This window comes from Sphingomonas gellani, from assembly GCF_900110035.1.
Lineage (GTDB): Bacteria > Pseudomonadota > Alphaproteobacteria > Sphingomonadales > Sphingomonadaceae > Sphingomonas > Sphingomonas gellani.
Map to the genome: position 1 here is coordinate 143,545 of NZ_FOCF01000001.1, position 25,724 is coordinate 169,268.

At 67.5% G+C, this 25,724-nt stretch carries 27 protein-coding genes and 1 tRNA gene; 18 read left to right on the forward strand and 10 right to left on the reverse strand.

The window, feature by feature from the left end:
- Nucleotide 1: 1 nt before the first annotated feature.
- On the reverse strand, nt 2-394 hold the full coding sequence (locus BMX37_RS00760; protein ID WP_093663578.1) for a hypothetical protein: 393 nt from the start codon (nt 392-394) through the stop codon (nt 2-4).
- Between the two features lie 96 nt (nt 395-490).
- On the opposite strand from BMX37_RS00760, the gene ccmC reads away from it, so the two are divergent.
- The 6 genes from ccmC (at nt 491) to BMX37_RS00790 (ending at nt 5,299) form a co-directional block, all read left to right on the forward strand.
- Nucleotides 491-1,216, forward strand: coding sequence for a heme ABC transporter permease CcmC (gene ccmC, locus BMX37_RS00765; RefSeq protein ID WP_093663579.1), 726 nt, complete (start codon nt 491-493; stop codon nt 1,214-1,216).
- Between the two features lie 97 nt (nt 1,217-1,313).
- Nucleotides 1,314-1,748, forward strand: a complete 435-nt coding sequence (gene ccmE, locus BMX37_RS00770) for a cytochrome c maturation protein CcmE (protein WP_093663580.1) — start codon at nt 1,314-1,316, stop codon at nt 1,746-1,748.
- Nucleotides 1,745-3,700 carry a heme lyase CcmF/NrfE family subunit gene (locus BMX37_RS00775; RefSeq protein WP_093663581.1) on the forward strand — a complete coding sequence of 652 codons (1,956 nt, stop codon included), beginning with the start codon at nt 1,745-1,747 and terminating at the stop codon, nt 3,698-3,700. The genes ccmE and BMX37_RS00775 overlap by 4 nt, the downstream gene beginning before the upstream one ends.
- Nucleotides 3,697-4,254, forward strand: a complete 558-nt coding sequence (locus BMX37_RS00780) for a redoxin family protein (protein ID WP_093663582.1) — start codon at nt 3,697-3,699, stop codon at nt 4,252-4,254. The genes BMX37_RS00775 and BMX37_RS00780 overlap by 4 nt, the downstream gene beginning before the upstream one ends.
- Nucleotides 4,251-4,670 (forward strand): cytochrome c-type biogenesis protein, encoded by a 420-nt coding sequence (locus BMX37_RS00785; RefSeq protein WP_093663583.1) that lies wholly within the window; start codon nt 4,251-4,253, stop codon nt 4,668-4,670. The genes BMX37_RS00780 and BMX37_RS00785 overlap by 4 nt, the downstream gene beginning before the upstream one ends.
- Nucleotides 4,667-5,299: a tetratricopeptide repeat protein gene (locus BMX37_RS00790; protein ID WP_244501324.1), complete on the forward strand. Its 633-nt coding sequence runs from the start codon at nt 4,667-4,669 to the stop codon at nt 5,297-5,299. Before BMX37_RS00785 ends, BMX37_RS00790 begins: the two co-directional genes overlap by 4 nt.
- A 13-nt stretch (nt 5,300-5,312) precedes the next feature.
- Here the strand turns inward: BMX37_RS00790 and BMX37_RS00795 are convergent, their stop codons facing one another.
- The gene (locus BMX37_RS00795) at nt 5,313-5,531 is read right to left on the reverse strand and encodes a DUF3072 domain-containing protein (RefSeq protein ID WP_093664200.1); all 219 of its coding nucleotides are present in this window, start codon (nt 5,529-5,531) and stop codon (nt 5,313-5,315) included.
- A 50-nt stretch (nt 5,532-5,581) separates the two neighbouring features.
- Nucleotides 5,582-6,688, reverse strand: coding sequence for an alanine dehydrogenase (gene ald / locus BMX37_RS00800; protein WP_093663585.1), 1,107 nt, complete (start codon nt 6,686-6,688; stop codon nt 5,582-5,584).
- 123 nt (nt 6,689-6,811) lie between these two features.
- Between ald and BMX37_RS00805 the strand changes: the two genes are divergently transcribed.
- The 4 genes from BMX37_RS00805 (at nt 6,812) to BMX37_RS00820 (ending at nt 9,979) form a co-directional block, all read left to right on the forward strand.
- Nucleotides 6,812-7,255, forward strand: coding sequence for an Lrp/AsnC family transcriptional regulator (locus BMX37_RS00805; RefSeq protein ID WP_093664201.1), 444 nt, complete (start codon nt 6,812-6,814; stop codon nt 7,253-7,255).
- A 192-nt stretch (nt 7,256-7,447) separates the two neighbouring features.
- The gene (locus BMX37_RS00810; protein WP_093664202.1) at nt 7,448-9,343 is read left to right on the forward strand and encodes a potassium transporter Kup; all 1,896 of its coding nucleotides are present in this window, start codon (nt 7,448-7,450) and stop codon (nt 9,341-9,343) included.
- Between the two features lie 5 nt (nt 9,344-9,348).
- Nucleotides 9,349-9,858, forward strand: coding sequence for a 2'-5' RNA ligase family protein (locus tag BMX37_RS00815; protein ID WP_093664203.1), 510 nt, complete (start codon nt 9,349-9,351; stop codon nt 9,856-9,858).
- Between the two features lie 44 nt (nt 9,859-9,902).
- Nucleotides 9,903-9,979: transfer RNA gene (locus tag BMX37_RS00820), tRNA-Met, on the forward strand.
- Between the two features lie 17 nt (nt 9,980-9,996).
- Here BMX37_RS00820 and BMX37_RS00825 read toward each other — a convergent pair.
- From BMX37_RS00825 to BMX37_RS00840, 4 genes are all read right to left on the reverse strand, one after another.
- The gene (locus BMX37_RS00825) at nt 9,997-10,320 is read right to left on the reverse strand and encodes a hypothetical protein (protein ID WP_093663586.1); all 324 of its coding nucleotides are present in this window, start codon (nt 10,318-10,320) and stop codon (nt 9,997-9,999) included.
- 117 nt (nt 10,321-10,437) lie between these two features.
- Nucleotides 10,438-11,211 carry a formate dehydrogenase accessory sulfurtransferase FdhD gene (gene fdhD / locus BMX37_RS00830; RefSeq protein ID WP_093664204.1) on the reverse strand — a complete coding sequence of 258 codons (774 nt, stop codon included), beginning with the start codon at nt 11,209-11,211 and terminating at the stop codon, nt 10,438-10,440.
- A 32-nt stretch (nt 11,212-11,243) separates the two neighbouring features.
- Entirely contained in the window at nt 11,244-11,753 is a 510-nt protein-coding gene (gene mobA / locus BMX37_RS00835; RefSeq protein WP_093663587.1) for a molybdenum cofactor guanylyltransferase, read from the reverse strand.
- Nucleotides 11,750-14,059: an FdhF/YdeP family oxidoreductase gene (locus tag BMX37_RS00840; RefSeq protein WP_093663588.1), complete on the reverse strand. Its 2,310-nt coding sequence runs from the start codon at nt 14,057-14,059 to the stop codon at nt 11,750-11,752. Before BMX37_RS00840 ends, mobA begins: the two co-directional genes overlap by 4 nt.
- Before the next feature lie 134 nt (nt 14,060-14,193).
- On the opposite strand from BMX37_RS00840, the gene trxB reads away from it, so the two are divergent.
- A complete protein-coding gene (gene trxB / locus BMX37_RS00845) occupies nt 14,194-15,162 on the forward strand; it encodes a thioredoxin-disulfide reductase (protein ID WP_093663589.1) in 969 nt (322 codons plus the stop codon).
- A gap of 4 nt (nt 15,163-15,166) precedes the next feature.
- Here trxB and BMX37_RS00850 read toward each other — a convergent pair whose 3' ends face one another.
- Genes BMX37_RS00850 through BMX37_RS00860 form a run of 3 tightly spaced genes read right to left on the reverse strand, consistent with a single transcriptional unit; the run spans nt 15,167 to nt 16,905 of the window.
- A complete protein-coding gene (locus tag BMX37_RS00850) occupies nt 15,167-15,952 on the reverse strand; it encodes a hydrolase 1, exosortase A system-associated (protein ID WP_093663590.1) in 786 nt (261 codons plus the stop codon).
- On the reverse strand, nt 15,949-16,617 hold the full coding sequence (locus BMX37_RS00855) for an alpha/beta hydrolase family protein (protein ID WP_093663591.1): 669 nt from the start codon (nt 16,615-16,617) through the stop codon (nt 15,949-15,951). Before BMX37_RS00855 ends, BMX37_RS00850 begins: the two co-directional genes overlap by 4 nt.
- A 15-nt stretch (nt 16,618-16,632) precedes the next feature.
- A complete protein-coding gene (locus BMX37_RS00860; RefSeq protein ID WP_093664205.1) occupies nt 16,633-16,905 on the reverse strand; it encodes an acyl carrier protein in 273 nt (90 codons plus the stop codon).
- 87 nt (nt 16,906-16,992) lie between these two features.
- Here BMX37_RS00860 and BMX37_RS00865 point away from each other — a divergent pair, with 87 nt between their 5' ends.
- From BMX37_RS00865 to BMX37_RS00895, 7 genes are all read left to right on the forward strand, one after another.
- Entirely contained in the window at nt 16,993-18,495 is a 1,503-nt protein-coding gene (locus BMX37_RS00865; RefSeq protein WP_093663592.1) for an AMP-binding protein, read from the forward strand.
- Nucleotides 18,492-19,709 (forward strand): pyridoxal-dependent decarboxylase, exosortase A system-associated, encoded by a 1,218-nt coding sequence (locus BMX37_RS00870; RefSeq protein ID WP_093663593.1) that lies wholly within the window; start codon nt 18,492-18,494, stop codon nt 19,707-19,709. Before BMX37_RS00865 ends, BMX37_RS00870 begins: the two co-directional genes overlap by 4 nt.
- Before the next feature lie 105 nt (nt 19,710-19,814).
- Nucleotides 19,815-20,456: an XrtA/PEP-CTERM system exopolysaccharide export protein gene (locus tag BMX37_RS00875; protein ID WP_093663594.1), complete on the forward strand. Its 642-nt coding sequence runs from the start codon at nt 19,815-19,817 to the stop codon at nt 20,454-20,456.
- A 10-nt stretch (nt 20,457-20,466) separates the two neighbouring features.
- On the forward strand, nt 20,467-21,972 hold the full coding sequence (locus BMX37_RS00880) for an XrtA system polysaccharide chain length determinant (protein ID WP_093663595.1): 1,506 nt from the start codon (nt 20,467-20,469) through the stop codon (nt 21,970-21,972).
- Nucleotides 21,969-22,976 carry a P-loop NTPase family protein gene (locus BMX37_RS00885; RefSeq protein ID WP_093663596.1) on the forward strand — a complete coding sequence of 336 codons (1,008 nt, stop codon included), beginning with the start codon at nt 21,969-21,971 and terminating at the stop codon, nt 22,974-22,976. The genes BMX37_RS00880 and BMX37_RS00885 overlap by 4 nt, the downstream gene beginning before the upstream one ends.
- Nucleotides 22,973-24,664 (forward strand): hypothetical protein, encoded by a 1,692-nt coding sequence (locus tag BMX37_RS00890; protein ID WP_093663597.1) that lies wholly within the window; start codon nt 22,973-22,975, stop codon nt 24,662-24,664. The genes BMX37_RS00885 and BMX37_RS00890 overlap by 4 nt, the downstream gene beginning before the upstream one ends.
- Before the next feature lie 11 nt (nt 24,665-24,675).
- A complete protein-coding gene (locus BMX37_RS00895) occupies nt 24,676-25,722 on the forward strand; it encodes an ExeA family protein (protein ID WP_093663598.1) in 1,047 nt (348 codons plus the stop codon).
- The last annotated feature ends 2 nt before the right edge of the window (nt 25,723-25,724 follow it).

Here is a 25,724-nt window from a genome sequence, read left to right on the forward strand (position 1 = left end):
CTCAGGCGATCGCGACGACCGGGCGGTCCACCAGGGGCTCGACGCCGTTGATGACCCATGCCCGTCCCTCGTCGATCGAGGCGGCGATGCGCGCGTAGCTTTGCGTGAACAGACGGCGCACCTGCATGCGGGCCAGCGAACTGCCCGTCACGATCGCGAGCGCCCTGGCCTTCGGCATCTCGGCCATGTGCGCCCGCATCGTCTGGATGATGTCCTGCTGTTGGATGGGGCATTCGCTGACGTCGATCACCATCGCATAACCGTACCGCAGCCGGTTTACGACGAGCGCGCGTCTCAGGTCGTTGATGTACGCGGCGCCTTCCTCGACGGTCATCATCCCGCTCAATGTCACCTCGACGACGGCATGGACGGTATCGACGGCAATGCGGTACATTGGGGAACCTCCGGGGGATTACCTATGTCCGGCAATCCTTAAGAAGTTCTAGCGGGGTGACGCGGCCGGCATTTCGGCTTATTCACGAGCCCGACCGTGCCTGCTCTTCATGCCTTCGCCAATCCTGCCCGCTTCCTAAAGGTCGCCCGTCCGTTGACGCCGGTGCTGATCTGGCTGGGCGTGGCGCTTGCCCTGATCGGATGCTGGGCCGGGCTGACGCTGACGCCGCCCGACTATCTGCAGGGGGAAACGGTGCGCATCCTCTACATCCACGTGCCCGCCGCATGGCTGGGCATGGGGGGATGGAGCGGCATCGCGATCTCCAGCGTCGCCATGCTGGTGTGGCGCCACCCGCTTGCCGCTATCGCCGCGCGGGCAATCGCCCCGGCGGGCGCGACATTCGCGGCGCTTTGCCTGCTGACCGGTGCGATCTGGGGGCGGCCGACATGGGGCACATGGTGGCAGTGGGACGGGCGGCTGACGTCCATGCTGCTGCTCTTCTTCGTCTATTGCGCGTACATCGCGCTGGCCCGCGCCGATGCGGACCGGGGCGGGGACGGGCGGCTGCCGGCGGTGTTCGGCATTGCGGGCAGCGTGCTGCTGCCGGTGATCCGTTATTCGGTGGTCTGGTGGAACACGCTGCACCAGGGGCCGTCGATCGGGCTGACCAGTTCCACCATCGACCGGTCGATCCTGTGGCCGCTGCCGATCCTGCTCGCCGGCGCGACGCTGTTCTTCGCCGGTGTCGTGCTGATGCGGATGCGGATGCTGCTGGCGAGGGCGAAATCGGAGGCGCGGATGCGCAGGATGGCGCGGCCATGAACCCGTGGCCGTTCGTGATCGGCGCCTATGGCGTCACCCTGGGCGGGGCGGGAGTGCTGGCGCTGCTCAGCTATCTTGCCATGGTGCGGGCCGAGAAATGAAGCCGAAGCATCAACGACTGACGCTCGCCCTGCTGGGGTTGGGGGCGGTGGTGGCGGCGGCGCTGCTCGCCATGTCGGCACTGAAGGATCAGGCCGCGTTCTTCTACGCGCCGTCCGACGTCGTGAAGAACGGATTGCCGCTGAACCGTGACGTCCGGCTGGGCGGCATGGTCGCGGCACGATCGGTGAAGCGGGCACCCGATGGCGTCACCGTGCGCTTCACCGTCACGGATGGACAGGCGACCACGCCCGTGATGTTCGCCGGCATCGTCCCCGACCTGTTCCGCGAGGGATCGGGCGTGGTGGCGGAGGGACGGTTCCGCCCGGACGGCAGCTTCGTCGCGAGCAACCTGCTCGCCAAGCATGACGAGAAGTACATGCCGCCGGAAATGGCCGGCAAGATGCATGAGACCAAGACGCTGAAGCAATGATGGCGGAGGCGGGCCTTGCCGCACTGTGGTTCGCCGCGGTGCTTGCGCTGTTGCAGCTGTTGCTGGGCGCGCTGACCATCCGTTGGGGTGGCCGCGCCGACGCGACGCCACGCCGCGCGGCGTCGATCGCGGCGCTGGCGGGGAGTGTCCGGCCCGTGGCGGTGGTGCAGGGGTTGCTCTCCGCGGTGGCGATGCTCTGCCTGATCTGGGTATTCGCCACGTCGGACATGACGGTGAAGCTGGTGGTCGAGAACAGCCAATCCGCGAAGCCGATGATGTACAAGGTCGCCGGCGCCTGGGGCAATCATGAGGGGTCCATGCTGTTGTGGGTCACCATCCTCGGCCTGGCCGGCGGGGCGGTGGCGTTGCTGGAACGGCGGCTGGAGGAGCGGACGCTGATCGCGACCCTGGCGGCGCAGGCGGCGATCGCGCTGGGATTCTACGCGTTCCTGCTGGTCGCATCCAATCCGTTCGCGCGGATATGGCCGGCGCCGGCCGACGGACTGGGCCTGAACCCGCTGTTGCAGGACCCCGGCCTCGCCTTTCACCCGCCCACCCTTTACGTTGGCTATGTCGGGCTGTCCGTCGCCTTCTCCTTTGCGGTCGGCGCGTTGGTCACGGGCGACGTGGGTCCCGCTTTTGCACGTGCGATGCGGCCCTGGGTCCTGGGCGCCTGGACGTTCCTGACGGTCGGCATCACGGCGGGCAGCTATTGGGCCTATTACGAGCTGGGCTGGGGCGGCTGGTGGTTCTGGGATCCGGTGGAGAATGCCTCGTTGATGCCGTGGCTGGCCGCGACGGCGCTGCTCCATTCGGTGACGGTGCTGGCGACCCGCGACGGCCTGCGCGCCTGGACGGTGATGCTGGCGGTGGTCGCGTTTTCCATGTCGATGATCGGCACCTTCCTGGTCCGGTCGGGCATCCTGACCAGCGTCCACGCCTTTGCCGTCGATCCGACGCGCGGGGCGTTCATCCTGGCGTTGCTCGCCATCTATATCGGTGGCGCGCTGGCGCTGTTCGCGCTGCGAGTCGGGACGGTGCGGCAGGGTACGACCTTCGACCTGGTCAGCCGCGAAGGCGGGCTGGTGCTCAACAACCTGTTGCTTTCGGTGATTCTGGGCATCGTACTGATCGGCACGCTTTATCCGCTGGTCGCCGCCGGTTTCGGTGTGCAGCTGTCGATCGGCGCGCCATTCTTCGACAAGGCGGCGGGGCCGATCGCCCTGATCCTGGTCGCCGCCATGGCGGTCGGGCCGCTGGTCCGGTGGCGCCGTGACGATGGGCAGGCGGTGCTGGCGCGCATGACCTGGCCGATCGCGGCATCCGCCTTTACGGCAGCGGGCCTGATCGCGCTTGGCGGTAGCATGGCGATCCTGCCGCTGCTTGCCCTGTCGCTGGCGGCGGGACTGGCGGTGGCGAGCATCGCACCCCTGTGGGGACGCGCGCTGCGGCGGACGCCACTCGCGATCTGGGGCATGGTGGTGGCCCATCTGGGGGTCGCGGTCAGCCTGGCCGGCATGGCCGCGAGCAGTGCCTGGACGCAGGAGCGTCTGGTCGCGGTCGGGCCGGGGGAGCCCACGCGGGTAGGTCCCTTCACCGTGACGCTGGTCGGTATCGCGCCGGTGCTGGGGGAGAACTGGTCCGGGTTGGAGGGGCAATTGCGCGCCACCCGCGACGAGGACGTGCTGATCCTGAAACCGCAGCAACGCTTTTTCGCCAACCCGCCGACCACCACGAACGAGACGTCGATCCGCAGCTTCTGGGACGGCCAGCTTTATACCGTGCTGGGCCAGCCGGATGGCCGTGGCCGGTGGCAGGTGCGGCTGTGGTGGAAGCCGTTCGTCACGCTGATCTGGCTGGGCGGTGCGCTGATCGCGATCGGCGGGGCGCTGTCGCTGATCGGCCGGGTCGCGCGCGACCGTCGAGCCGCGCAACGGGGCGGTTGGGCATGAGCACGGCCGCGTCCGAGCAGCGCACGGGCGGGTCGCGCCTGATCTGGGTGCCGCTTGCCGGTTTCGTGCTGTTGTTCGCGATCGTCGCGATCGGACTGTGGCGCCCCGCCGACCGCACCGTGCGGTCTGCCTTGGTGGGCAAGCCGATGCCGGGGATCGCGCTGGCACCGGTCGTGGCGGGGAAGCCCGGTATCGAGGCGGGCCGCTTCGCCAAGGGGCAGGCGCGGCTGGTCAACATTTTTGCCAGCTGGTGCATCCCCTGCGCCGCGGAGGCGCCGCAGCTTTTGCGGCTGAAGGCGATGGGCGTGCCGATCGACGCGGTCGCGGTGAAGGACACCCCGGCGGCGGTGGCGGCGTTCCTGGCGCGCTACGGCGATCCCTATGACGCGATCGGGGGCGATCCGGACAGCGCGGTGCAGTTCGCGCTTGGCTCGTCGGGCGTGCCGGAGACGTTCCTGGTCGACGGCAATGGTCGGATCGTCGAACAGCATGTCGGCGACATTCGGGCCGAGGAGGTCGACGGACTGGCCGCCAAGGTGAGGGGGCTGCGATGAGGCGCGCGATACTGGCGGCACTCGCGTTGCTGGCAGCGTCCGGCGTATCGCCTCTCGCGGCGGACACACCGCTGCCCGCACAGCCGCTCGCCTACACCCAGCTGGCCGATCCGGCGCAGGAGGCGCGGGCGAAGGCGTTGATGGAAACGCTGCGCTGTCTGGTGTGCCAGGGGCAGTCGATCGCCGATTCGGACGCATCCATGGCGGGCGACATGCGTGCCCTGGTGCGCCAGCGTATAGCCGCTGGAGAAAGCCCGGCGGCGATCCGGCGCTGGCTGATCTCCCGTTACGGCGATTATGTCAGTTACGACCCGCCTTTGTCGGGCGCGACCTGGCCACTGTATCTGGCGCCCATCCTGCTGCTGCTGGCGGGGATCTGGATCGCGCGGGCGAGCTTCCGCAAAAGGAGGCGATGATGGGGTGGTTGGCGCTACTGGTGCTGGGGCTGCTCAGCTTTGGCGGACTGGTCACATTGCGCGTGCCCCGGCTGCTCTGGTCGGTGGTGGGCGCGGCGCTCATGCTTGGCGCGACCGGGTATGCCGTGCAGGGATCGCCGCTGATGCCGACACGTGCCGCCCGACCGTCGGCGGAGCGGGTGGCCGATGATCCGGCGCTGACCGACCTGCGCGATCGCATGCTGGGCCGCTACACCGGCGATGGCGCCTATCAGGTCGCCGCCGATGCCATGACGCGTGCGGGGGATGACAAGGCAGCGGTGCAGGTCATCCTGGGCGGACTGCGTCGCGTACCGAACAGCCTTTTGCTGTGGAACGGCCTGGGCATGGCGTTGACCGCGCATGACGGCAATCAGGTATCGCCGCCGGCGCTGTTCGCATTCCAGCAGGCCGCGCGACTGGGGCCGGAACACCCGGCGCCGCCGTTCTTCCTAGGGCTGGCCTATGTCAGGGCAGGGGACTTCGCGAAGGCGCGCCCGCTATGGGCCCGCGCGATGACGCTGTCGCCGGATGGTGCGTCGTACAAGCGCGATATCGCCTTAAGGCTCGCGCTGCTCGACCGGTACCTAACCATGGCCGAGCAGCGCTGAAACGCCTGGACGCTTACTGGCCGCGTCCGGTTTTTTCCTGCAGTTCGTCGATCTTCTTCGACGCATCCGCCTTGTTCAGCGAATCGTCGAATTCTTCATGCGCTTCCTCGGACAGCGTCTTCAGATAGCTGGCCTGGGCGCCGGTCATCGCCTCTCCGCCGGTGGTCCAGTCGTCCGGGTCCTTGACGGCGTTGGAGGTCGGGTTGCTCTTCGGGTTTTCGGTATCGGCCATGGGATGATCCTTTCGGACCATCCCAACCCACATGTTCGTATTGTGTTCCGTCAGCCGTGCCATGCCTGATACGGCAGGTCGAGATCGTCGGCGACCGCCTTGAACGCGATCTTTCCGCCGAACACGTTCAGCCCGTTCGCCAGATGCGGATCGGACTTCATCGCCGCTTCCGCACCCATATTCGCCAGCTTCAACGCGAAGGGGAGTGTCGCGTTGTTGAGCGCAAAGGTGCTGGTCCGTGCGACCGCCCCGGGCATGTTGGCGACGCAGTAGTGAATCACGCCGTCGACCTCGAACACCGGGTCTTCATGCGTGGTCGCATGGCTGGTTTCGAAGCAGCCGCCCTGGTCGATGGCGATGTCGACCAGCACGCTGCCGCGCTTCATGGTCTTCAGCATGTCGCGCGTGACCAGCTTCGGCGCGGCGGCGCCGGGAACAAGCACCGCGCCGATCACCAGATGCGCGTTCTTCACCGCCGCGGCAATCGCGGCGCGGCTGGCATAGGCGGTCTTGATCTGGCTGGAGAAGAACATGTCCAGCTCGGCCAGGCGATCGTTGTTGATGTCGTAGATGGTGACGTCCGCGCGCATGCCGACCGCCATCTGCGCGGCGTTGATGCCGGATACGCCGCCGCCCAGGATCGCGACCTTTGCCGGTGCCACGCCGGGCACGCCGCCCAGCAGGATGCCGCGGCCGCCCTGTTCCTTTTCCAGATAGTGCGCGCCGACCTGCACCGACATGCGGCCCGCCACCTCACTCATCGGCTTCAGCAGTGGCAGGCCGCCGCGCGCCTGCGTCACGGTTTCATAGGCGATGCAGGTCGCGCCCGACTTCATCAGCCCCTCCGCCTGCGGCTTGTCGGCGGCGAGGTGGAGATAGGTGAACAGCAGGTGGCGCGGCTCCAGCAGCGCGATCTCGGACGGCTGCGGCTCCTTGACCTTCACGATCATGTCGGCACCGGCGAACACGGCCGCCGCGTCGGGCAGGATGGTCGCTCCGACCGCGCGGTAATCCTCGTCCGAAAAGTCGATGCCGGCACCGGCGCCGGTCTGCACCACCACCTGGTGGCCGGCGGCGACCAGTTCCGCGACAGACGGCGGGGTCAGGCCGACCCGGTATTCGTGGTTCTTGATTTCCTTGGGAACACCGACTCGCATGACGCAACTCTCCTCTTGTTGCGGGCAGGGTACCGGCTAATGAGCGGGAGGAATGTGCGAATTTCGCACGGATGCGTCCCTGCGCGGTAGGTTATAGCGCGGGGAGCGCCGTTGGAGGGATATTTGCCCGATCCGTTAGATCGCAAGCTGCTCGACCAGCTTGCCCTGAATTCCGACATGACCAGTGCGGAGCTGGGCGATGCGGTGGGGCTGTCCGCCAGCGCGGCGCACCGCCGCGTCGCTCAGTTGCGCCAGAGCGGCATGATCACCGGCTTTCGCGCCATCCTGTCCAAGGCGGCGCGGGGCGACCCAGGCGTGGTGCTGGTCAACGTCACGTTGAAGGACCAGCGCGAGGAAACGATGGCCGCGTTCGAGCGGGAGATCGTCGCCGTGCCGGAGGTCCGCGATTGCTTCCTGATGAGCGGGGAGGCGGATTACCTGCTGCATGTGGAGATCAAGCGGGCCGACAGTTTCGAGCGCATCCACCGCGAAACCCTGTCCCGCCTGCCCGGCGTCACCCGCCTGGCCAGCCATTTTGTCATCCGCGAGGTGATCCGGCGTCCCTGACTGGAGCATCGGCCCGGGCGGCATCGATTGCGCCCGCCGGAACACACAGGTATTGGCACCGTTTCGTCCTTTCGGCGAACATTCCCGTACCGCCAGCAAGATGGAACCAGCCATGCCGGGTCGCCCTCGTCCGTGACCACCGAGCCTCTTCCGACGACCAGCACGGCCGCCGACCTTCCCTCCGCGCGCGCGGTGGAGTCGCCGGATGACGGCCACGGCCATGGTCATGGCAGCGAAGGGCTGGTGAAGCTGGCGGTCGGCGCGATCGGCATCGTCTTCGGCGACATCGGCACCAGCCCGCTCTACGCCTTTCGTGAGACGTTCGCCGGCCATCACAAGCTGACGCTCGACCCCGCGCACATCATGGGCGTGATCAGCCTGATGTTCTGGTCGATGATGATCGTGGTGACGCTGAAGTACGTCGCCATCATCATGCGCGCCGACAACAAGGGGGAGGGCGGCAGCCTGGCCCTGCTGGCGCTGGTGTCGGGCAAGACCAAGACGCGGCGCTGGTCGGCCGGGATCATCCTGCTGGGTGTGTTCGCAACATCGCTGTTCTACGGCGACAGCATGATTACCCCGGCCGTGTCGGTGTTGTCGGCGGTGGAGGGCCTGGGCGTCGTATCGCCGACGCTGGGCCTGTTCGTGTTGCCGATCGCGGTGGCGATCCTGATCGGCCTGTTCTCGATCCAGTCGGTCGGCACCGGCAAGGTGGGTCTGTTCTTCGGCCCGATCATGCTGGTCTATTTTGCCGTGCTGGCCGTGCTGGGCGTGCTCAGCGTGTCGCAGACGCCCGGCGTGCTGTGGGCGCTCAGTCCGCATTATGCCGTCGAGTTCTTCCTGCTCGATCCGCTGCGCGCTTTCCTGGCGCTTGGGTCGGTGGTGCTGGCGGTGACGGGCGCGGAGGCGCTGTACGCGGACATGGGCCATTTCGGCCGCCGTCCTATCGGCGTGTCCTGGCTGTTCTTCGTCCTGCCCGCGTTGATGCTGAATTACATGGGGCAGGGTGCGCTGTTGTTCCGCGAGGGCACGGCGGCGCTGGAAAGCCCGTTCTACATGCTGGCACCCGACGGCCTGCAGCTGCCGCTGGTGCTGCTGGCGACGATGGCCGCGATCATCGCGTCGCAGGCGGTGATTTCCGGCGCGTTTTCCGTGACGCAGCAGGCGATCCAGCTCGGCTTCATGCCGCGTCTGCGGATCGAGCATACCAGCGCGGTCACGGCGGGCCAGATCTACATCCCGCTCGTCAACTGGGCGCTGATGTGTTTCGTGATCCTGCTGGTGCTGTTCTTCCGCACGTCGTCCAACCTGACCAGCGCCTATGGCATCGCGGTCACTGGCGCGATGACGATCGACACCTGCCTGCTGGGCGTGGCGCTGACCCGGTTGTGGAACTGGCCGCGATTTGCCGCGATGCCGCTGCTGGCGTTGTTCTTCCTGGTCGACGGTGCGTACCTGACGGCCAACCTGACCAAGATCCCCGACGGTGGCTGGTTCCCGCTGATGATCGGCTTCATCATCTTCACCCTGCTGACCACCTGGTCGAAGGGGCGGAAGCTGATGATAGACCGGCTGACCGAATCGGCCATGCCGGTGAAGGTGTTCATCACCTCCGCCGCCAACAGCGCCAGCCGCGTACCCGGTACGGCGGTGTTCATGACCTCAAGCGCGGAAGGGGTGCCGCACGCGCTGCTGCACAACCTGAAGCACAACAAGGTGCTGCACGAGCGGGTGATCCTGCTGACGGTGAAGATCACTGGCCAGCCCTATTGGCCCGAGGAAGACCGCGCGAAGACCGAGGCGCTGGGCGAGGGGTTCCACCGCATGGTACTCCGCTACGGCTTCATGGACGATATCGACGTGCCCGCCGCGTTGAAGGGGGTGGATGCGTCGGGCGCGTCGTTCAGGATGATGGACACCAGCTTCTTCCTGTCGCGACAAACCCTGTTGGCATCGGATCGGCCGGGCATGATGATCTGGCGCGAGAAGCTGTTCGCCTGGATGCTGCGCAACGCGGAAAGCGCGATGGAGTTCTTTCGCCTCCCCACCAATCGCGTGGTGGAACTGGGCAGTCAGGTCGAGATCTGAGCGAGCTGTCTGCCCCCGCGCCGATCATCGTGACGGCCCTGTTCGGTCGCCAGGATCAGGCATGGTTCGACGCCCTGCGCCGTGAGCACTTCCCCGCAGAGCGCAACCAGCTGGACGCGCACCTGACGCTGTTCCACCACCTGCCGCCGTCCGCGGCCGACGAACTGAAGCATCGTCTGGCCGGAGAAACGCGGGGAGTTCGGGCTCCGGTCGCGCGGGTCGGTGGGCTGATGTCGTTGGGGCGGGGCGTGGCGTTCCGGATCGAATCGCCGGAACTCACCGCGTTGCGCGCCTCGTTGGCGGAGGCGTTCGCGGGATTGCTGACCCCGCAGGATGCGGGCGGTTGGCGCCCGCACGTCACCATCCAGAACAAGGTGACACCTGCCGTCGCGCGGTTGTTGCTGGAGCGGCTGCAACGCGATTTCCGCCCGCGCGAGGTGGAGATCGCGGGGATCGGTACCTGGTGGTATCGGGGCGGCCCATGGGAACCGCTGTCGCGGCATATGTTCGCTTGACCGGCCGCCGCGGCGTTTCTATAGGCGCCGCTCCCAGCAGGTACGGCGGAGTAGCTCAGCTGGTTAGAGCAGCGGAATCATAATCCGCGTGTCGGGGGTTCAAGTCCCTCCTCCGCTACCACCGCCCTGCTGGGCGCTTCACGATGATCGCCTGTCACGTAGCGTCATCGGGCGCATGCGTACCGCGACGCTGATGACCAGCGGCCAGAACAGCGTGTTGGCGATGTCCGAATAGGTGTCGGCCGGGCGCCAGCCATAATGGAGATAGTCGAGCAGCTCGTTCGCTCCTTCCGCCACCACGACCAGCGCGAAGGGGATGAAGCTGCCGAGCGAACGACGGGTCAGGATGCGCGTGACCAGCAGCACTGCCAGCCCGGCATGGATGTGCAGGATCGAATCGGGCAGGCCTGTGCCATCGCCGATCCACGTGATGAATGAATGATAGAGAGCGGGAATATCCATGGGCGTGCCTTGCCGCCCTGTCCCGCAAAAGCAAGTCGCGCCGCCTAAGAGGTGGCCGTGTGGTCAGTTCTTCGTCGCCATTACTTCTAACGTGGCACCATGTGCCCTGCGTGGGGCTCAGAGGTCCCCGAACACACGCCAGGGATCGTTTATCGCGAGCATCGTGTCGGAGCGGGCCAGGGCGACTAGCGTCAGGCCGTGCTCCCGAGCATGATCGAGGGCGAGGCCAGTGGGCGCAGAGATGCCGACGAGCAGCGGAACGCGAGCAACCAGCGCCTTGTCCACCATCTCGAAACTGATCCGCGACGTCACGAGGATGAACGCAGGCGAGATGCCCGCAAGCGCCATCGCGCCGATCAGCTTGTCCAACGCGTTGTGCCGGCCGACATCCTCGAAGGCCGTCATGACACGGCCCATCGCATCGCATGCGGCGGCGGCGTGCGCGGCTCCGGTGGCGCGGGTCAGCGGCTGGTGATCGCCCAGACGCCCCAGCGCGGCGAACAGTGCGGGCACAGCGACATCGGGTCGGGGCGGCCGACCGGGGACGGGACGGCGAAGCTGTTCCAGGCCGGACAGCCCGCATAGGCCGCAGCTGGTGTCGCTGCTGCGGTGGCGGACCCGTTCGTGGATGCGACCGCGGCAACGCTCCGACAACGCCACGCGGACGATCGTGCCGGCCTCTGCCTGGAACACGTCGATGTCGAGGATATCGGTGGCGTGGTCGGCCAGCCGTTCGGTCAGGATGAAGCCGGTGGCGAATGCCGGCAGGTCGGCCGGGGTCATCATCATCACCGCGTAACCGATGCCGTCGACCTCGATCGCGACCGGCGCCTCCTCCGCGACGAGCCGTTCTGCGGCGACGGCGCTCGCCTCGGGCGTCAGGACCAGCACGGGTGCCGTCCTGACGCTGCCGCCCAGATCCGTCACAGGGCGAGCAGGTCCGCAGGCGTGTTGATGTTGGCGATCGGCACCTCCGCATCGATCGGCAGTGCACCGATCGATTGCGCCCAGGCCTTGACCGAGCGGCTAGGCCCCGTTTCCAGATAGGAGAGCAGTTGCGCGCCCAGTGCAGCCGGCCAGTGACCCAGCACCGGCGCTTCCACGCAATAGGAAGGCCCGCGGCGCAACAGTGCTTCGAATACCTCCTTGGGCACGCGCGGCATGTCGCAGCTGATGGTCAGGACGCAGCGAAAGCCACGTGTCGCGCCATGATCCAGCGCCGCCGCGATACCGCCCAGCGGGCCCAGGCCGGGACTGGGCAGATCGGCGATACCTCCGTCCCGGCCGACCACGACCACATCGTCGCACCACGGGTCGAGCAGGCCACGGGCCCGATCGAGCAGGCGCTTGCCGTCCCATAACGCGATCGCCTTGTCCGATCCGAACCGGCTCGACCGCCCCCCGGCCAGGACCGCGCCGAGCAGGCGGGTCATGATCCGGTCCGCACCCGCACCGGCACCGACTTGCCAGCCGGCACGTGGCTTTCGAGTGCGTGATGCTCCAGCGGGATCAACTCGTTCAGTTCGGGATAGTATCCGGCGATGGTGCCGTCGGGCAGGTTGTAGTTGGTGACGCGCAGCCCGTCGACCATCCGTTCGATCCCGTCGTCCGCGTCGGACACCAGCGCCACGATATCGCCGTCCTTCACGCCGAGGCGCTGCTGGTCCGCGACGTTTATCATCACCACCTGTCGTGTGCCCTTGATGCCGCGGAAGCGGTCGTCATAGCCATAGATGGTCGTGTTGAACTGGTCGTTGGAGCGCAACGTCACCAGGCGAAAACGCCCGTCCTTGTCCTGGAACCCGCTGGAGTTCAGCGCGCGCGGCACGTTGAATTCCGCCTTGCCGCTCTTGGTTTCCCATTTGCGATGGGATGCGGGGTTGCCCTTCCAGAACCCGCCGGGCTGGAACAGCCGCTCGTTATAATTGCCGAACTTGTCGGGATAGGTGTTCTCGATCGCGGTGCGGACCTTGCCGTAATCCGCCACCCAGGCGTCCCAGGGGACGTTGGAGTTTTCAGGCAGCACCTGCTTCGCGATGGCGGCGACGATGGCCGGTTCGGACAACAGCGTGTCGGCGGCGGGTGTCGCCTTCCCGATTGAGCCATAGATGTGGCTGAACGAATCCTCGATCGACACCGCCTGACGGCCGCTGCCCTGTATATCCAGTTCAGACCGTCCGAGGCATGGCAGGATCCAGCTCTCCTTGCCCGGCACGAGGTGCGACTTGTTGAGCTTCGTCGCGATGTGGACGGTGAACGGCAGCTTGGCCCACGCCTCCTTCATTCGGCCGTAATCCGGGATCGCGCGCAGGAAGTTGCCGCCGAGCTGCACGAACCCCTGGCACTCGCCCGACAGGATCGCGCGACAGCTTTCCACCGTGTCCCAACCCTTTTCGGTCGGGGGATCGAACTGGTACAGCGCCTTCAGCCGGTCGACGGGGGCGAGTTCCGTCTTTTCGGTGATGCCGACCGTGCGCTGACCCTGCACGTTGCTGTGGCCCCGAACCGGACCCGGACCTGCGCCGGGACGGCCGATATTGCCGCGCAGCAGCAGCATGTTGGTCAGCATGTACAGGCTGTCCATGCCGAAACGGTGCTGGGTGATCCCCATGCCGTAAACCGCGATCACCGCCTTGGCGTTGATGTAGACTCGCGCCGCATCCTCGATCGCCGCACGCGTCAGGCCGCTTTCCCGCACGATGTCGTCCCACTCCGCGGCGCGGCAGAAGGCGGCGAACTCTTCGAAGCGGACGGTATGCTGGTCGATGAAGTGCTGGTCCAGCACCCGCTCGCCGCCACCGGCAAGGGCGGCATCATCCGCCTCTATGCTCAGCTTGCAGATGCCGAGAATCGCGGAGATGTCGCCTCCGGCGCGGACCTGGTGATATTGGCTGGAGATCCGCGTAGACTTGCCGGTCGCCATCTCGATCGGGTTCTGCGGGTCGGTAAAGCGCTCCCACCCCCGTTCGCGCAACGGGTTGAAGGTAACGATCTCCACCCCCCGTTTCGCGCAATCCCTGAGCGTGTGGAGCATACGCGGCGCGTTGGTGCCGACATTCTGCCCGAACGCGAAGATCGCGTCGCACTTCTCGTAATCTTCCAGCTGGATGGTGGCGACCGGGCTGCCGATCGCGTTCTTCAGTCCGACCGATGTGGTCTCGTGGCACATGTTGGAGGAATCGGGCAGGTTCTGCTGCCCCCACATGCGGGCGAACAGCGCGTACATGTACGACGCCTCCAGGCTGGCGCGGCCGGAGGAATAGAGCACGACCTTCTTCGCTTCCGACCGCTTCATCGCCGCGCCGATGCCCTCGAACGCGTCTGCCCAGCTGACCGCGACATAACGGTCGGTGGCGGCGTCGTACTTCATTGGGTGGGTCAGGCGACCGGCCTGTTCCAGGTCATGTTCCGGCCATTGGTCTAGCTCGCTGACGCTGTGCTTCTGGAAGAAGTCGGGCGTGACGCGGAAGCTGGTCATCTCCCACGCCGTCGCCTTTGCGCCGTTCTCGCAGAACTCGGCGATGTGCGGCTTGGCGGGCTTGCCCCATGCGCAGGACACGCACATGAACCCTTCGGGTTTGTTCTGCCGACGAAGCGCGTCGAGGGCGTCGGTTCCGATCCGCTCCTCGGGCAGGATTGTCGTCAACGACTTCATGGAGCCCCAGCCACCCGCTGCGCCCGTATATTCCTTGATCTCGACCGGGCCTTCGCCCTCGGCCGGAATCTTGCTGCCGCTCATTCGCCTGATCCTCCGCTTCGCGTGGGAACGAGCCGTCGGCGGTTTGGATGCCCGGTGACAGGAATTTCGTATGGTTCAAAATGATGGCCCGGTGCCCTAGATCATCATTCGACTCTTTCGTTCGGGACCCATCGATGACCACCCATTCCACCCGCATGCTTGTTCTGGGCTCCGGCCCGGCCGGCCTGTCCGCCGCGATCTATGGCGCGCGAGCGGGGATGCAGCCGATCGTCGTACAGGGCATTCAGCCCGGCGGGCAGCTGACGACCACAACGGACGTGGAGAATTACCCGGGCTTTCGCGAGGTGATCCAGGGGCCATGGCTGATGGAGGAAATGCAGGCGCAGGCGGAGCATGTCGGCGCGCGCATGATGTGGGACACTATCATCTCTGTCGACCTGTCGACACGGCCGTTCCGGCTGATCGGCGATGGCGGTGACGTCTACGAGGGCGAGACACTGGTCATCGCGACGGGTGCCCAGGCCAAGTGGCTGGGCCTGCCGTCAGAAGAGGCGATGAAGGGGAAGGGCGTGTCCGCCTGCGCCACATGCGACGGATTCTTCTATCGCGGCAAGAAGGTGGCGGTGATCGGCGGCGGCAACACGGCGGTCGAAGAGGCGCTGTACCTGACCAACCATTCCCCCGACGTGACCCTGATCCACCGGCGCGATTCGCTGCGTGCCGAACGCATCCTGCAGGAGCGGTTGTTCGCGCATCCCGACATCACCGTGCTTTGGAACAAGGAGGTGCGGGAGTTCGTCGACGGCGGCGGCACCGCCGGGCTGGTCGCGCTGGACCTGGAGGACACGCGGAGCGGGGAACATAGCCGCATCGACGTGGAGGGCGGCTTCGTCGCGATCGGCCATCACCCCGCGACCGAGCTGTTCCGCGGTCACCTGGCGCTGGACGACGATCATTACATCCAGGTCGAACCCGGAACCGCGCGGACCAGCGTGCCCGGCGTGTTCGCGTGCGGTGATGTGGCCGACAAGGTATATCGTCAGGCGATCACCGCGGCAGGCACCGGCTGCATGGCGGCATTGGATGCGGAGCGCTTCCTGCAGGCGGTGGAGTTCGAGGAGATGAAGGAAGCGGCGGAATAGGAGCTCAGCCGAGCGCCTCGTACACCGCCGCTTCGAGCGCGGCGGTGTCGGGCGCATGCTGGAAGCTGTGAGAGGATGTGGCGACCTCCAACCAGTGCACCCGGTCGCGCAGGGCCGAAAAGGCGTGCTGCGTCCAGCAGGCGCGGAAACCAATCGCGGTCGCGTCTTCTCGCGCGAGAATGACCGTAACGGGGCCGGCGAAGGCCTGGAGGCCGGTCGCCATGCGGGTAGGTACATCCTGTGCTCGGGTATGAAACAGCTTGCGTAAGCCCCTGAACAGCCGGCGAAAGTCTAGGCGGCCGGTCACGGCGCGCTTCCACATCATCGGGTCGGTCAGCCGTTGACGATACCGGGCGCGGATCGCGGCCTGAGGCGGCAATCCGTCCGCGTCATCTCCGGTCCACGGGTTGGTCAGGATCAGCCCGCCGAGCGGAAGCGACGCGCCGAAACAGGCAAGCGCCGTCGCCGCGTCGCAATTGCCCAGCGCCAGAACGCGGGTCATCTGCGGCTGTTCGCGGCGGAAGGTGGCCAACGCCACTTCCATATCTGGCCGTGACGAGGCCCAGCCTTGGTTTGTCCCTTCCGAGTCACCGACGCCACGCCGGTCGAAGCGGAACACGGCGATCCCGCGCGCGGCGAGACGTGCCGCCAGCATCGCCATGCCGCGATGCGTTCCCCACCGCACTTCATTGCCGCCGGACACGATCAGCAGGCCGGTCGGACCAACCGCGGGATCGAGCGAGCCGACCAGCCGGTCGCCGCCGCAGTCGAAGGTGACAGGCCGCCTCACATCAAAATCCAGCGCACGATGTCGTCGCTGATGGCTTGCGCCAGCACGGGGTCGTTGCGTGGTTCGCTATGGCGCCAGACCGGCGATCCCGGCAGGGTTCCGTCCGCACGACCCGCTCCGTTGGCGAGCCGCAGGGTACGCGCGTTGTGCTTCGCTGGCTCAGCCTCGCGCAAGTCCTCCAGCAGACCGGGCGCGACCGCATTGCCCGCGACGGCCAAGGATGGCGCGTCCGCGCCCTGACCGGCGATGCGCCGCCACTCGCGCAGCAAGGACGCTCCATCCTGCGGCGACAGGTGCCACCGTCCGGCAAGTGTCGCGGCCCGATCGATCAACGCGCCGCTCCGGATCGCAACGCCATGCACACCCGGCCGGGTCGCGGCGGCGGCGGCAAAGGCGTCCTGCATATTGGCCAGCCGCATCTCTTCGGTCGACGTCATGCTTTCGCCGGTGCCGGGAAGATCCGGCAGCAGGCCGCCGATGCCACGATCCGTCAGCAGGCGCAGGACCGATACGGCCAGGCTGCGTGTGCGGTTGCCCTCTTCCAGTAGCGGCAGCGCGACGATCACTGCCGGCCCATGATCCGGGCCGAAGCGCAACACCGCCTCCCGCCCTCCGCGCCAGTCATAGCTGTCGATGCGAAGCCTGTTGTCGGCATGGCCGGTCATGTCCGGCCGATCGCCTTACGTCAGGCTCTTGGCGGCAACGAACGCGACCAGGCTGCCGAAGCTTTCCAGCATGTCGCCATCGACCTCGTCATCCTCGATCAGGATGCCCAGCCGATCCTCCAACTCGGTCAGCACTCCCGCGACCGCCATGGAATCCAGTTCGGGCATCGCACCGAACAGCGGTGTGACATCCGTCATCGCGGCCGCCCGTTCGGGGAACAGGCCCAGCACATCGGCAAGCACGCCGCGCACGGCCGCCTCAACCTCGTTGCTGCCCTCGAAGATCAACGTCGATGCCCCCACACCCCATGAACGATGCGTCGCGATAATCTGTGGGGGTGAATTCGGCAACGGTGCCGGGCTACACAGGGCGGCATGATCCCGCTCGATCCCGTTCCCCGGCCGCTCGACCACCTGTTGCTCCGCGGCCGGCCGGAGGATGTCGCGTTGATCGAGCGCGATGATGTGCTGACCTTCGCGCAGGCGGAGCAAGCAGTCGCGCGCCTCGCGGGCTGGCTGTCCACGTTGGCGGAGCCGGGCGCCAGGATTGCCAGTTGGCTGCCGAAAACACGAACCGCCTGCCTGCTGCCGCTCGCGGCGGCGCGGGCGGGGATGGCGCATGTGCCGATCAACCCGGCGCTGCGCCGGGCGCAGGTGGCGCATATCCTGGCCGACAGCGACGCGGTGGCGTTGCTGACCCAGCCGGCGCGCGCCGCGACGCTGGAGGCGGGCGATGTGCCGGCGGGAGCGTCCGTCTACGAGGCGGCGGGAGAGGGCGACGCCTTGCCGCCGTCCGATGCTGACCCACGGGACCTGGCCGCGTTGCTTTACACATCCGGTTCTACCGGGCGGCCCAAGGGGGTGATGTTGAGCCACGCCAATCTGTGGCTCGGTGCGATCTCGGTTGCGAATTATCTGAAACTCGACCAGGACGATCGGGTGCTCGCGGTTCTGCCGCTCAGCTTCGATTATGGGCAGAACCAGCTCCTCTCGACATGGGCGGCCGGTGCGGCGGTGGCGCCGCTCGACTATCTCACCGCGCGCGATGTGGTGAAGGCGGTCGAGCGGGTCGGCGCGACCACGCTGGCGGGGGTGCCTCCTTTGTGGGTGCAGTTGCTGGACGCGGAATGGCCGGACGCGGCGATCCGTCCGCTGCGCCGCCTGACCAATTCGGGCGGGGCGCTGGGGACCCGGCTGGTGCGCGAGCTTCGCGGTCGCTTTCCGGCGGCGGAGTTGTACGCGATGTACGGCCTGACCGAGGCGTTCCGATCGACCTTTCTCGACCCGGTGCTGGTCGACGTCCACCCAGACGCTGTCGGCACCGCCATTCCTTTCGCGGAGGTAATGGTGGTGCGTCCCGACGGGACACGGGCGGACCGCGGCGAGCCGGGGGAGCTGGTCCATGCCGGTCCTCTGGTGGCGCAAGGATATTGGCGCGATCCGGAACGTACCGGCCTGCGCTTCCGTCCCGCACCCGAATGGTCGTCGGCCGGCGGCGTCGCCGTGTGGTCGGGGGACACGATGGTGGAGGGGCAGGACGGCCTGCTCCGCTTCGTCGGTCGTGACGACGAGATGATAAAGTCCGCCGGCAACCGCATCAGCCCCGCCGAGATCGAGGAGGCGGTGCTGGACGGTGCAGAGGCGCGCGAGGCGGTGGCGGTCGGCGTGCCGGACGACCGGTTGGGGCAGGCGATCGCGGTCGCAGTGGCCGGCAACCCGGCTGGCGAGGCGGCCCTGCGCGCGCGGTTGAAGGCGGTGCTGCCCAGCTTTCAGCAGCCGGCACGCTATCTGTGGCTGGACGCGCTGCCCCGGAACGCCAATGGCAAGCTGGACCGGGCCGCATTGACCCGGACCTTGCGCGGGGAGGGTGGCGTATGAAGCCGATGGGGCCGCTGCCGCCCGAGTTCGCCGACCAAAGGGACGTGCTGGTCATCGCCGGGCGTGAAGCGCCGGCATGGGCCGAGGATCACGGCACGCCGGTGTTCGTGATCGATCGCGCGATCGTCGCGGCACGCGTGGCGCGTTTCCGCACCGCGTTTCCGAATGTCGACCTGCATTACGCGATCAAGGCCAATCCGTTGCCCGCTTTGCTCGACGCGGTCGCGCCGCTGGTCGATGGCCTAGACGTCGCATCTGGCGGCGAGCTGGAGCGGGCGGTTCGGGTCAAGCCGGCCGACGCGATCAGCTTCGCCGGGCCCGGCAAACGCGACGCGGAGCTCGCTGCGGCAATCCGGTCCGGCGTGATTCTGAACCTGGAGTCTGAGGGCGAGGCGGCGCGCGCGCTGTCGCTGGGGCAAGCGATCGGGGTGCGGCCTAGGGTGGCGGTGCGGGTCAATCCCGACCTGGAACTGCGCGGGTCCGGCATGCGGATGGGTGGCCGCCCCTCGCCTTTCGGTGTCGATGCCGATCGCGCCGCCGCGCTGGTCCGCGTGCTGGTCGCGGCGGGCGCCGACTGGCGCGGCTTTCACGTCTATGCCGGAAGCCAGGCCTTGTCGGCCGACGCGTTGATCGAGGCTCAGGCGGCGACCCTGGCGCTGACCGCGTGCCTGTCGGAGGAGGCGGGCGCCGCGCCGCCGCTGGTCAATCTGGGCGGCGGGTTCGGGGTGCCGTACTTTTCCGGCGACGTGGCGTTGGACGTCGAGGCGGTCGGAGAAGGGCTGGCCGGTGCGCTTGCGTCGCGACCGGCGGTTCTTGCGGACACGCGGTTCGCCATAGAGCTCGGACGCTGGCTGGTGGCGGAGGCCGGCGTGTACCTGACCCGCGTGGTGGATCGGAAGCGGAGCGGGGGCGAGACGTTCCTGATCGTCGATGGCGGATTGCATCATCAGCTCGCCGCAACCGGCAATTTCGGCACGGTGGTCCGGCGTAACTATCCGCTGGCCGTGGCGACGCGGATCGGTAGCGAGACAGTAGAGGAGGTGTCCGTGGTCGGCCCGCTCTGCACGCCGCTGGACCGGCTGGGCGATCATGTCGGCCTGCCGCATGCCGAACCGGGCGACCTGATCGCCGTGTTCCTGGCCGGCGCCTATGGCGCGACAGCCAGTCCGACCGCGTTCCTGGGCCACCCCGCCGCCGCGGAGGTCGTCGCCTGACGCGGGCGGTCGCTCACGCCTAACGGTATCTTCACCTCTTCTCCGTATCGCAAATGGTCGAAGCCGCGTGTCCCCCGTGACATGCCGCGAGGAGATTTTTCGGCCATGCGTCCCGTTTCCCGATCGTTCCTCACTCTCGGCCTCGCCGCCTTTGCGCTGTCGGCCTGTGCCGGCAGCGGGACGGCACGGCCCGAACTGCCCTCCGCCGGCTATGTCGCCACCAAGGAGCAGCCGGGTGAGGAATATGTGATCGGGCCGCTGGATCAGCTCAACATCTTCGTGTGGCGCAACCCGGAGCTGTCGGCGAAGGTGCAGGTCCGACCCGACGGGCGCATCACCACGCCGCTGATCAACGACATGCCCGCCGTCGGCAAGACGCCCGCGATGCTCGCCGACGACATGAAGGCGGCGCTGTCCGAATATGTGAACAAGCCGATCGTGTCGGTGATCGTGGAGAACTTCTCCGGCACCTATTCGCAGCAGGTGCGCGTCGTCGGCGCGACGGAAAAGCCCGCATCGATCCCGTACCGCGCCAACATGACGCTGCTCGACGCGATGATCGCGGTCGGCGGCCTGTCGCAATATGCCGCCGGTAACAAGGCGAAGCTGGTTCGGTACGACCGCGATACGGGCAAGCAGAAGGAATACGCCCTGCAGATCTCGCGCCTGCTGAAGCGGGGCGATTCGTCGGCCAATGTGAAGCTGGAACCGGGCGACGTCATCATCATCCCAGAGTCGATGTTCTGAGGCGCGCTCGGTGAACGGTATCTACGACGAAGCGCGCATCGCGATCCACGCGGTCTGGAACCGGCGCTGGCTGGCGCTGGTCATCGCCTGGATCACGTGCGTGCTGGGCTGGCTGGTGGTGTCCCAGATGCCCAGCCGGTACGAGTCGCAGGCGCGGGTGCTGGTGCAGATGGACTCGCTGCTGCCCGGCCTCGGCGGCACGTCGGACCCGCAGCGCGACATCGACACCGTGCGTCAGACGCTGGTATCGGCGGTGAACCTGGAAAAGGTGGTGCGCGGCACCGACCTGGCCAACACCGTGTCCACCGACCGTGATGTCGCCGACCGGGTCGCCGGGCTTGCGAAGCAGATCAAGGTCGACGCGCAGCAACAGAACATGTTCGCCATCACCACCACCGCCAGCAGCCCCAGGCTGGCGCAGCAGGTGACGCAGAAGCTGATCGACATCTTCGTCGAACAGAATCTGGCCGGCGACCGGCGGAGCAATGCGCAGTCGCTTCGCTTCCTCGACCAGCAACTGGCGCAGCGCCAGCAGCAGCTGGCCGATGCGGAGGGGAAGCGGGCCGATTTCCAGAACCGCTATCTCGGCAGCCTGCCGGGGGCCGGGTCGGTCGGTGATCGCATGGGCGCGGCGCGTTCACAGATGTCGCAGGTCGACGGCGACCTTGCCGCCGCGCAGTCCAGCCTGGCGGCCGTGCAGGGCCAGATGGCGGGAACGCCGGCAACGGTGGCGGGCGTCGGTGGCGTCGCGGGGGGACCCGCTCGCGCCCGGCTGGCGGCGATCCAGGGGCAGATCGCCGATGCGCGTGCGCGCGGCTATACCGACAACCATCCCGACGTGGTCGCGCTGCGCAGCCAGCTTGCCGCCGCCGCCGCCGCCGCGAAGGCGGAGCCGGCGGGCGTCGCAGGCGGCGGTACGCCGAACCCGCTGTACACGTCGCTCCAGTCCATGGTCGCGGACAAGCAGAGCCAGGTCGCGGGCCTGAAGATCCGCAAGGCGCAGTTGCAGGGCGATCTGGACCAGCTCAACGCCAAACTGGCCGGCGACCCCGCGGTGGCGGCGGAGCAGGGCCAGATCGAGCGCGATTATCAGGTCCTGAAGGACCAGTACGACCAGTTGCTCACCCAGCGTGAGCAGATCGCCCTTCGCGGCCAGGCGCAGAGCCAGACCGACAGGGTCCGCTTCTCCGTGATCGACAAACCGACGCTGCCGCGTGCCCCGGCTGCGCCCAACCGCTTCCTGCTGCTGACCGGCGTTCTGATCGCGGGCCTTGGCGCCGGGCTGGGCGGAGCCTTCGCGATGGGTAAGCTGCGCACCACATTTGCCACCAAGGAGCGGCTGGAGCGCGCCTCCGGGCTACCGGTGATCGGCGCGATCGGAGAGGTGCTGACGCGGCAGCAGTCGGAGGACCGGGCGCGTCGCATGAAGATGTTCCTGGGCGGCACGGCTGCGCTCGCCGCCGCTTATGTGCTGCTGCTCGGGGTCGAACTGCTGCAACGGGGAGTGGCGGCATGAGGAACGCGCGAAGCGATCACCCGGTCAGGGCCGGAACGTCGCTGCTCGAAAGGGCGGCGGATACCTACGACTTCGGACGCATGTTTCGGCCCGCGATGCCGAAGCGGTCTTCGTCGGAGGTCCCGACCGAAGGCCAAGGCATAGCGGACGATCTGGTGGAACAGGCCGCCATGCCGGTGTTCGACGAGATGGAGTCCGACTTCGCGCCGCATTTCGGCCCGGCGGACGGGTTTGGCCATGGTTCTGCGCCAGAACAGGGAGTCGGCGATGTCGCCCCGATCGACCGGCTGATGCTGGCGCAATCGGGCATGATCGTGCCCGGCGCGCCAGTCGGCCCGCTGGCGGAGGAGTTCCGGCTGGTGAAGCGCCAGTTGCTCGCCACCCGCGAGCGGGTCGTGGAAGGGGGCGCGGTCGACAAGGCGCGTTCCGTGCTGGTGTGCTCGGCCCGTCCGGCGGACGGCAAGACCTTCTGCGCGATCAATCTGGCGCTCAGCCTGGCCGCCGAGCGGGACCTGAAGGTGCTGCTGGTCGATGCGGATTTCGCGAAGCCAGATGTGATGCGCCAGCTGGGCCTGACCGAGGGGCCGGGCCTTCTCGACGCGCTGGCCGACGGTTCGCTCGATCCGGAGACGCTGGTGGTGCGCACGGATGTGCCGCATCTGTCGGTGCTGCCGGCAGGCGCGCGGACCGCGATGGACACCGAATTGCTCGCCTCCGCCCGCACCCGCGGGGTGATCGCGCGATTGCTGGAGGCGGATCCGGATCGGCTGCTGGTATTCGACTCACCGCCGGCACTCGCCGCCAGCCCGGCGTCTGTGCTGGCGATGCTGGTCGGGCAGGTGATGCTGGTCGTGCGCGCGGACCGGACGCCGGAGTCCGAGGTTGGGCAGGCAGTCGGGTTGCTCGACGCGTGCGAGCACATCTCGCTGGTGCTGAACGCCGTGTCGTTCGTGTCCGGCAATGCGCGCTTCGGCAGCTATTACGGTCAGGACGACAGGCGGTGAGCGGGCTGCGCTCCCTGCTGGCCGGCGCCGGGCTGCTGGCGGTCGCATGTACCACGCCAGCCACCGCGCAGATCGGCGGCGTCGACGCGCAGCCGGCCGGCATTCCCGACGCCGGGTCGCCGGCCCCATCGTCCACCTCCGCCGCGCCCGCGAGCCGGGGACAAGTCGCGGTTCAGCCCTATGTCGAAGTCGGGCAGGTGCTGCTCGCCGACCTGAAGGGTGGCGACACCGTCACCTATTCCTACCTCGCCGCAGGGGTCGATGCCGCGGCGGCCACCGCGCGGACGCAGGCGCAGATCAGCTATCGCTACGAGCGGCGCATCCCCTGGAACGACGATTTCGGCGACAGCGACGTGCACACCGGCCTGGCTCGTGTCGCCGCCCTGGTGGCGCCGGGTCTCAGCGTGGAGGCGGGCGCGCTGGCGACACGCACGCGGTCGAACATTGGCGGCGCGGCGCCCGGATTGCTGTCGGGCGACAACGACAATGTGTCGCAGCTGTATGCGGTATATGCCGGGCCCAGCTACGCGAACAGCTTCGGCGCGCTGAACGTCGGTGCCGATTACCGGATCGGCTACACAAAGGTGGAGGTGCCGGGCGCGGGCGGACTGACTCCCGGTCAGCCGCGGCTGGACAATTACGATCGCTCGATCGGGCATCTCGTCACCGCACGGGTGGGTACGTCGCCGGGGACGGTGCTGCCGGTGGGGCTGACGCTCAGTGGCGGCTATGTGCGCGAGGATGCCAACCAGCTCGATCAGCGTTTCGAGGATGGGTATGGCCGGCTCGACGCTCTGCTGCCTGTGTCGCCCTATCTCGCGCTTCAGGGCGGTATCGGATACGAGAAGCTGACCTCCAGCAGCCGCGCGCCGCTGTTTACCCAGGATGGACAGCCGGTGGTCGACGGCAACGGCCGCTTCGTGACCGACAAGTCGGCGCCCCGACGGGTCGATTACCGCACGGATGGCGTGTACTTCGACGCAGGCGTGGTGTGGCGTCCGAACCGGCGCACATCGGTGTCGGCGGCGGTGGGTCGCCGTTACGACAGCACCTATTATGTCGGGCAGGCGACGTGGGCGGCGTCCCCGTCTGTCGGGGTCGCGGTCAACGTCTATGACAGCGTGGAGACGTTCGGGCACCAGTTGCGCGATTCGCTGGGCTCGCTGCCGACCAGCTTCATCACCGCGCGCGACCAGTATAGCCAGCAGTTCAACGGATGCGTGTTCGGGACGACCGGCGCGGCGCCGGGCGCCTGTCTCAATCGGGTGCTGCAATCGATCAGCACCGCGACATACCGGACGCGCGGTGTCGAGGGGATCGTCAGCGCGACGCGCGGCCTGACCAGCTATGGCCTGGGCGTCGGTTACGTGAACCGCAAGCTGTACAGTCGCTACACGCCGGGCGTGTCGCTGTACGGCCTGGAGGACGAAAGCTATTACGCGCAGGCGTTCTTCGGCCGCCGGCTGAGCCCAGTGTCCAGCGTCGACGCCAACATCTTCGTCAATTACTACGATCCGGCGAGCCGGTTGGCGGAGGGCGTCTGGTCCTATGGCGCCACGGGCAGTTACAATCATGCGTTCGGCCGCGTCAGCACCATTGCCAGCGTGGGCATCTACAGCTTCCAGATCGGCGATTTCGACAGCGAATTGTCGGCGCAGGTGCTGCTGGCGGCGCGTTACACCTTCTAAGGACAGGCGTGATGTACGAGGAACATTTCGGGCTTGCGGGCCGTCCCTTTCAACTGACGCCGGACCCGACCTTCTGGTTCGAGACGGCGACCCATCGCAAGGCGATGGCCTATCTCGGCTATGGCCTGCAACAGGGTGAGGGGTTCGTGGTCGTCACGGGCGACATCGGCGCGGGCAAGACCACGCTGATGGGGCATCTGCTCGCCACCATCGATCCAGAGGCGCTGAACGCGATCCGGCTTGTGTCCACCGCGCTGGATGCCGACGATCTGCTGCGCACGGTCGCGGGGCAACTGGACGTGGCGACGGCCGGGCTGGCAAAGGCCGACCTGCTGGTCGCGATCGAGCGGGGGCTGCACTCCGTGGCGCGGACCGGGCGGCGCACGCTGCTGGTCGTGGACGAGGCGCAGGCGCTGTCCGTGTCGGCGGTTGAGGAGCTGCGCATGCTCTCCAACTTCCAGGCCGGCGGCCGCGCCATGTTGCAGATCATCCTGCTCGGCCAGCCGGAGTTCCGGGAACGGCTGCACGGGTCCGACCATCTGGAACAGCTGCGCCAGCGGGTCGTCGCGATCCATCATCTGGACCCGATGGGCGTCGAGGAGATCGACGCCTATGTCGCGCATCGGCTGATGGTGGTCGGCTGGGAAGGGCGGCCTGACTTCACTCCGGACGCGTTCGCCGCGCTGCATCGTGCGTCGGGCGGCATCCCGCGCCAGGTCAACAGCATCGCCAACCGGTTGATGCTGCACGCGGCGCTGACCGGGAATGACCTGATCGACGGCGACGTCGTGGAGGCGGTCGTGGCCGATCTGCGCGCCGACCTGCCGTCGCCCGGTCGTGTGACGGTTGTCGAAGCGGTCGCCGCGTCGGACCAGGAGGCGGAACACCCGCCACTCGCCGGTGACGAAGCGGCGGACCATGCGCGCTTGGCCGAGCTGGAAGCACGCATCGACGAACAGGATCGCGCGCTCCGCCGCGTGCTGATGCTGTTGGTCGATTGGGTCGAGGGTGATGCGACGCGCCCCTCGCTGGCGGCCGTGCGCGACGAAGCTGCCTGAGA

Excerpts from the sequence above, each read along its gene's own strand:
- BMX37_RS00885 (WP_093663596.1), top strand. The coding sequence starts at position 21,969 with ATGAGGAACGCGCGAAGCGATCACCCGGTCAGGGCCGGAACGTCGCTG.
- mobA (WP_093663587.1), bottom strand. The coding sequence starts at position 11,753 with ATGACCCGCCTGCTCGGCGCGGTCCTGGCCGGGGGGCGGTCGAGCCGG.
- BMX37_RS00780 (WP_093663582.1), top strand. The coding sequence starts at position 3,697 with ATGAGCACGGCCGCGTCCGAGCAGCGCACGGGCGGGTCGCGCCTGATC.
- BMX37_RS00865 (WP_093663592.1), top strand. The coding sequence starts at position 16,993 with ATGATCCCGCTCGATCCCGTTCCCCGGCCGCTCGACCACCTGTTGCTC.
- BMX37_RS00875 (WP_093663594.1), top strand. The coding sequence starts at position 19,815 with ATGCGTCCCGTTTCCCGATCGTTCCTCACTCTCGGCCTCGCCGCCTTT.
- ald (WP_093663585.1), bottom strand. The coding sequence starts at position 6,688 with ATGCGAGTCGGTGTTCCCAAGGAAATCAAGAACCACGAATACCGGGTC.
- BMX37_RS00790 (WP_244501324.1), top strand. The coding sequence starts at position 4,667 with ATGATGGGGTGGTTGGCGCTACTGGTGCTGGGGCTGCTCAGCTTTGGC.
- BMX37_RS00870 (WP_093663593.1), top strand. The coding sequence starts at position 18,492 with ATGAAGCCGATGGGGCCGCTGCCGCCCGAGTTCGCCGACCAAAGGGAC.
- trxB (WP_093663589.1), top strand. The coding sequence starts at position 14,194 with ATGACCACCCATTCCACCCGCATGCTTGTTCTGGGCTCCGGCCCGGCC.
- BMX37_RS00825 (WP_093663586.1), bottom strand. The coding sequence starts at position 10,320 with ATGGATATTCCCGCTCTCTATCATTCATTCATCACGTGGATCGGCGAT.
- BMX37_RS00855 (WP_093663591.1), bottom strand. The coding sequence starts at position 16,617 with ATGACCGGCCATGCCGACAACAGGCTTCGCATCGACAGCTATGACTGG.
- BMX37_RS00840 (WP_093663588.1), bottom strand. The coding sequence starts at position 14,059 with ATGAGCGGCAGCAAGATTCCGGCCGAGGGCGAAGGCCCGGTCGAGATC.
- BMX37_RS00795 (WP_093664200.1), bottom strand. The coding sequence starts at position 5,531 with ATGGCCGATACCGAAAACCCGAAGAGCAACCCGACCTCCAACGCCGTC.
- ccmE (WP_093663580.1), top strand. The coding sequence starts at position 1,314 with ATGAAGCCGAAGCATCAACGACTGACGCTCGCCCTGCTGGGGTTGGGG.
- BMX37_RS00785 (WP_093663583.1), top strand. The coding sequence starts at position 4,251 with ATGAGGCGCGCGATACTGGCGGCACTCGCGTTGCTGGCAGCGTCCGGC.
- BMX37_RS00775 (WP_093663581.1), top strand. The coding sequence starts at position 1,745 with ATGATGGCGGAGGCGGGCCTTGCCGCACTGTGGTTCGCCGCGGTGCTT.
- BMX37_RS00895 (WP_093663598.1), top strand. The coding sequence starts at position 24,676 with ATGTACGAGGAACATTTCGGGCTTGCGGGCCGTCCCTTTCAACTGACG.
- BMX37_RS00760 (WP_093663578.1), bottom strand. The coding sequence starts at position 394 with ATGTACCGCATTGCCGTCGATACCGTCCATGCCGTCGTCGAGGTGACA.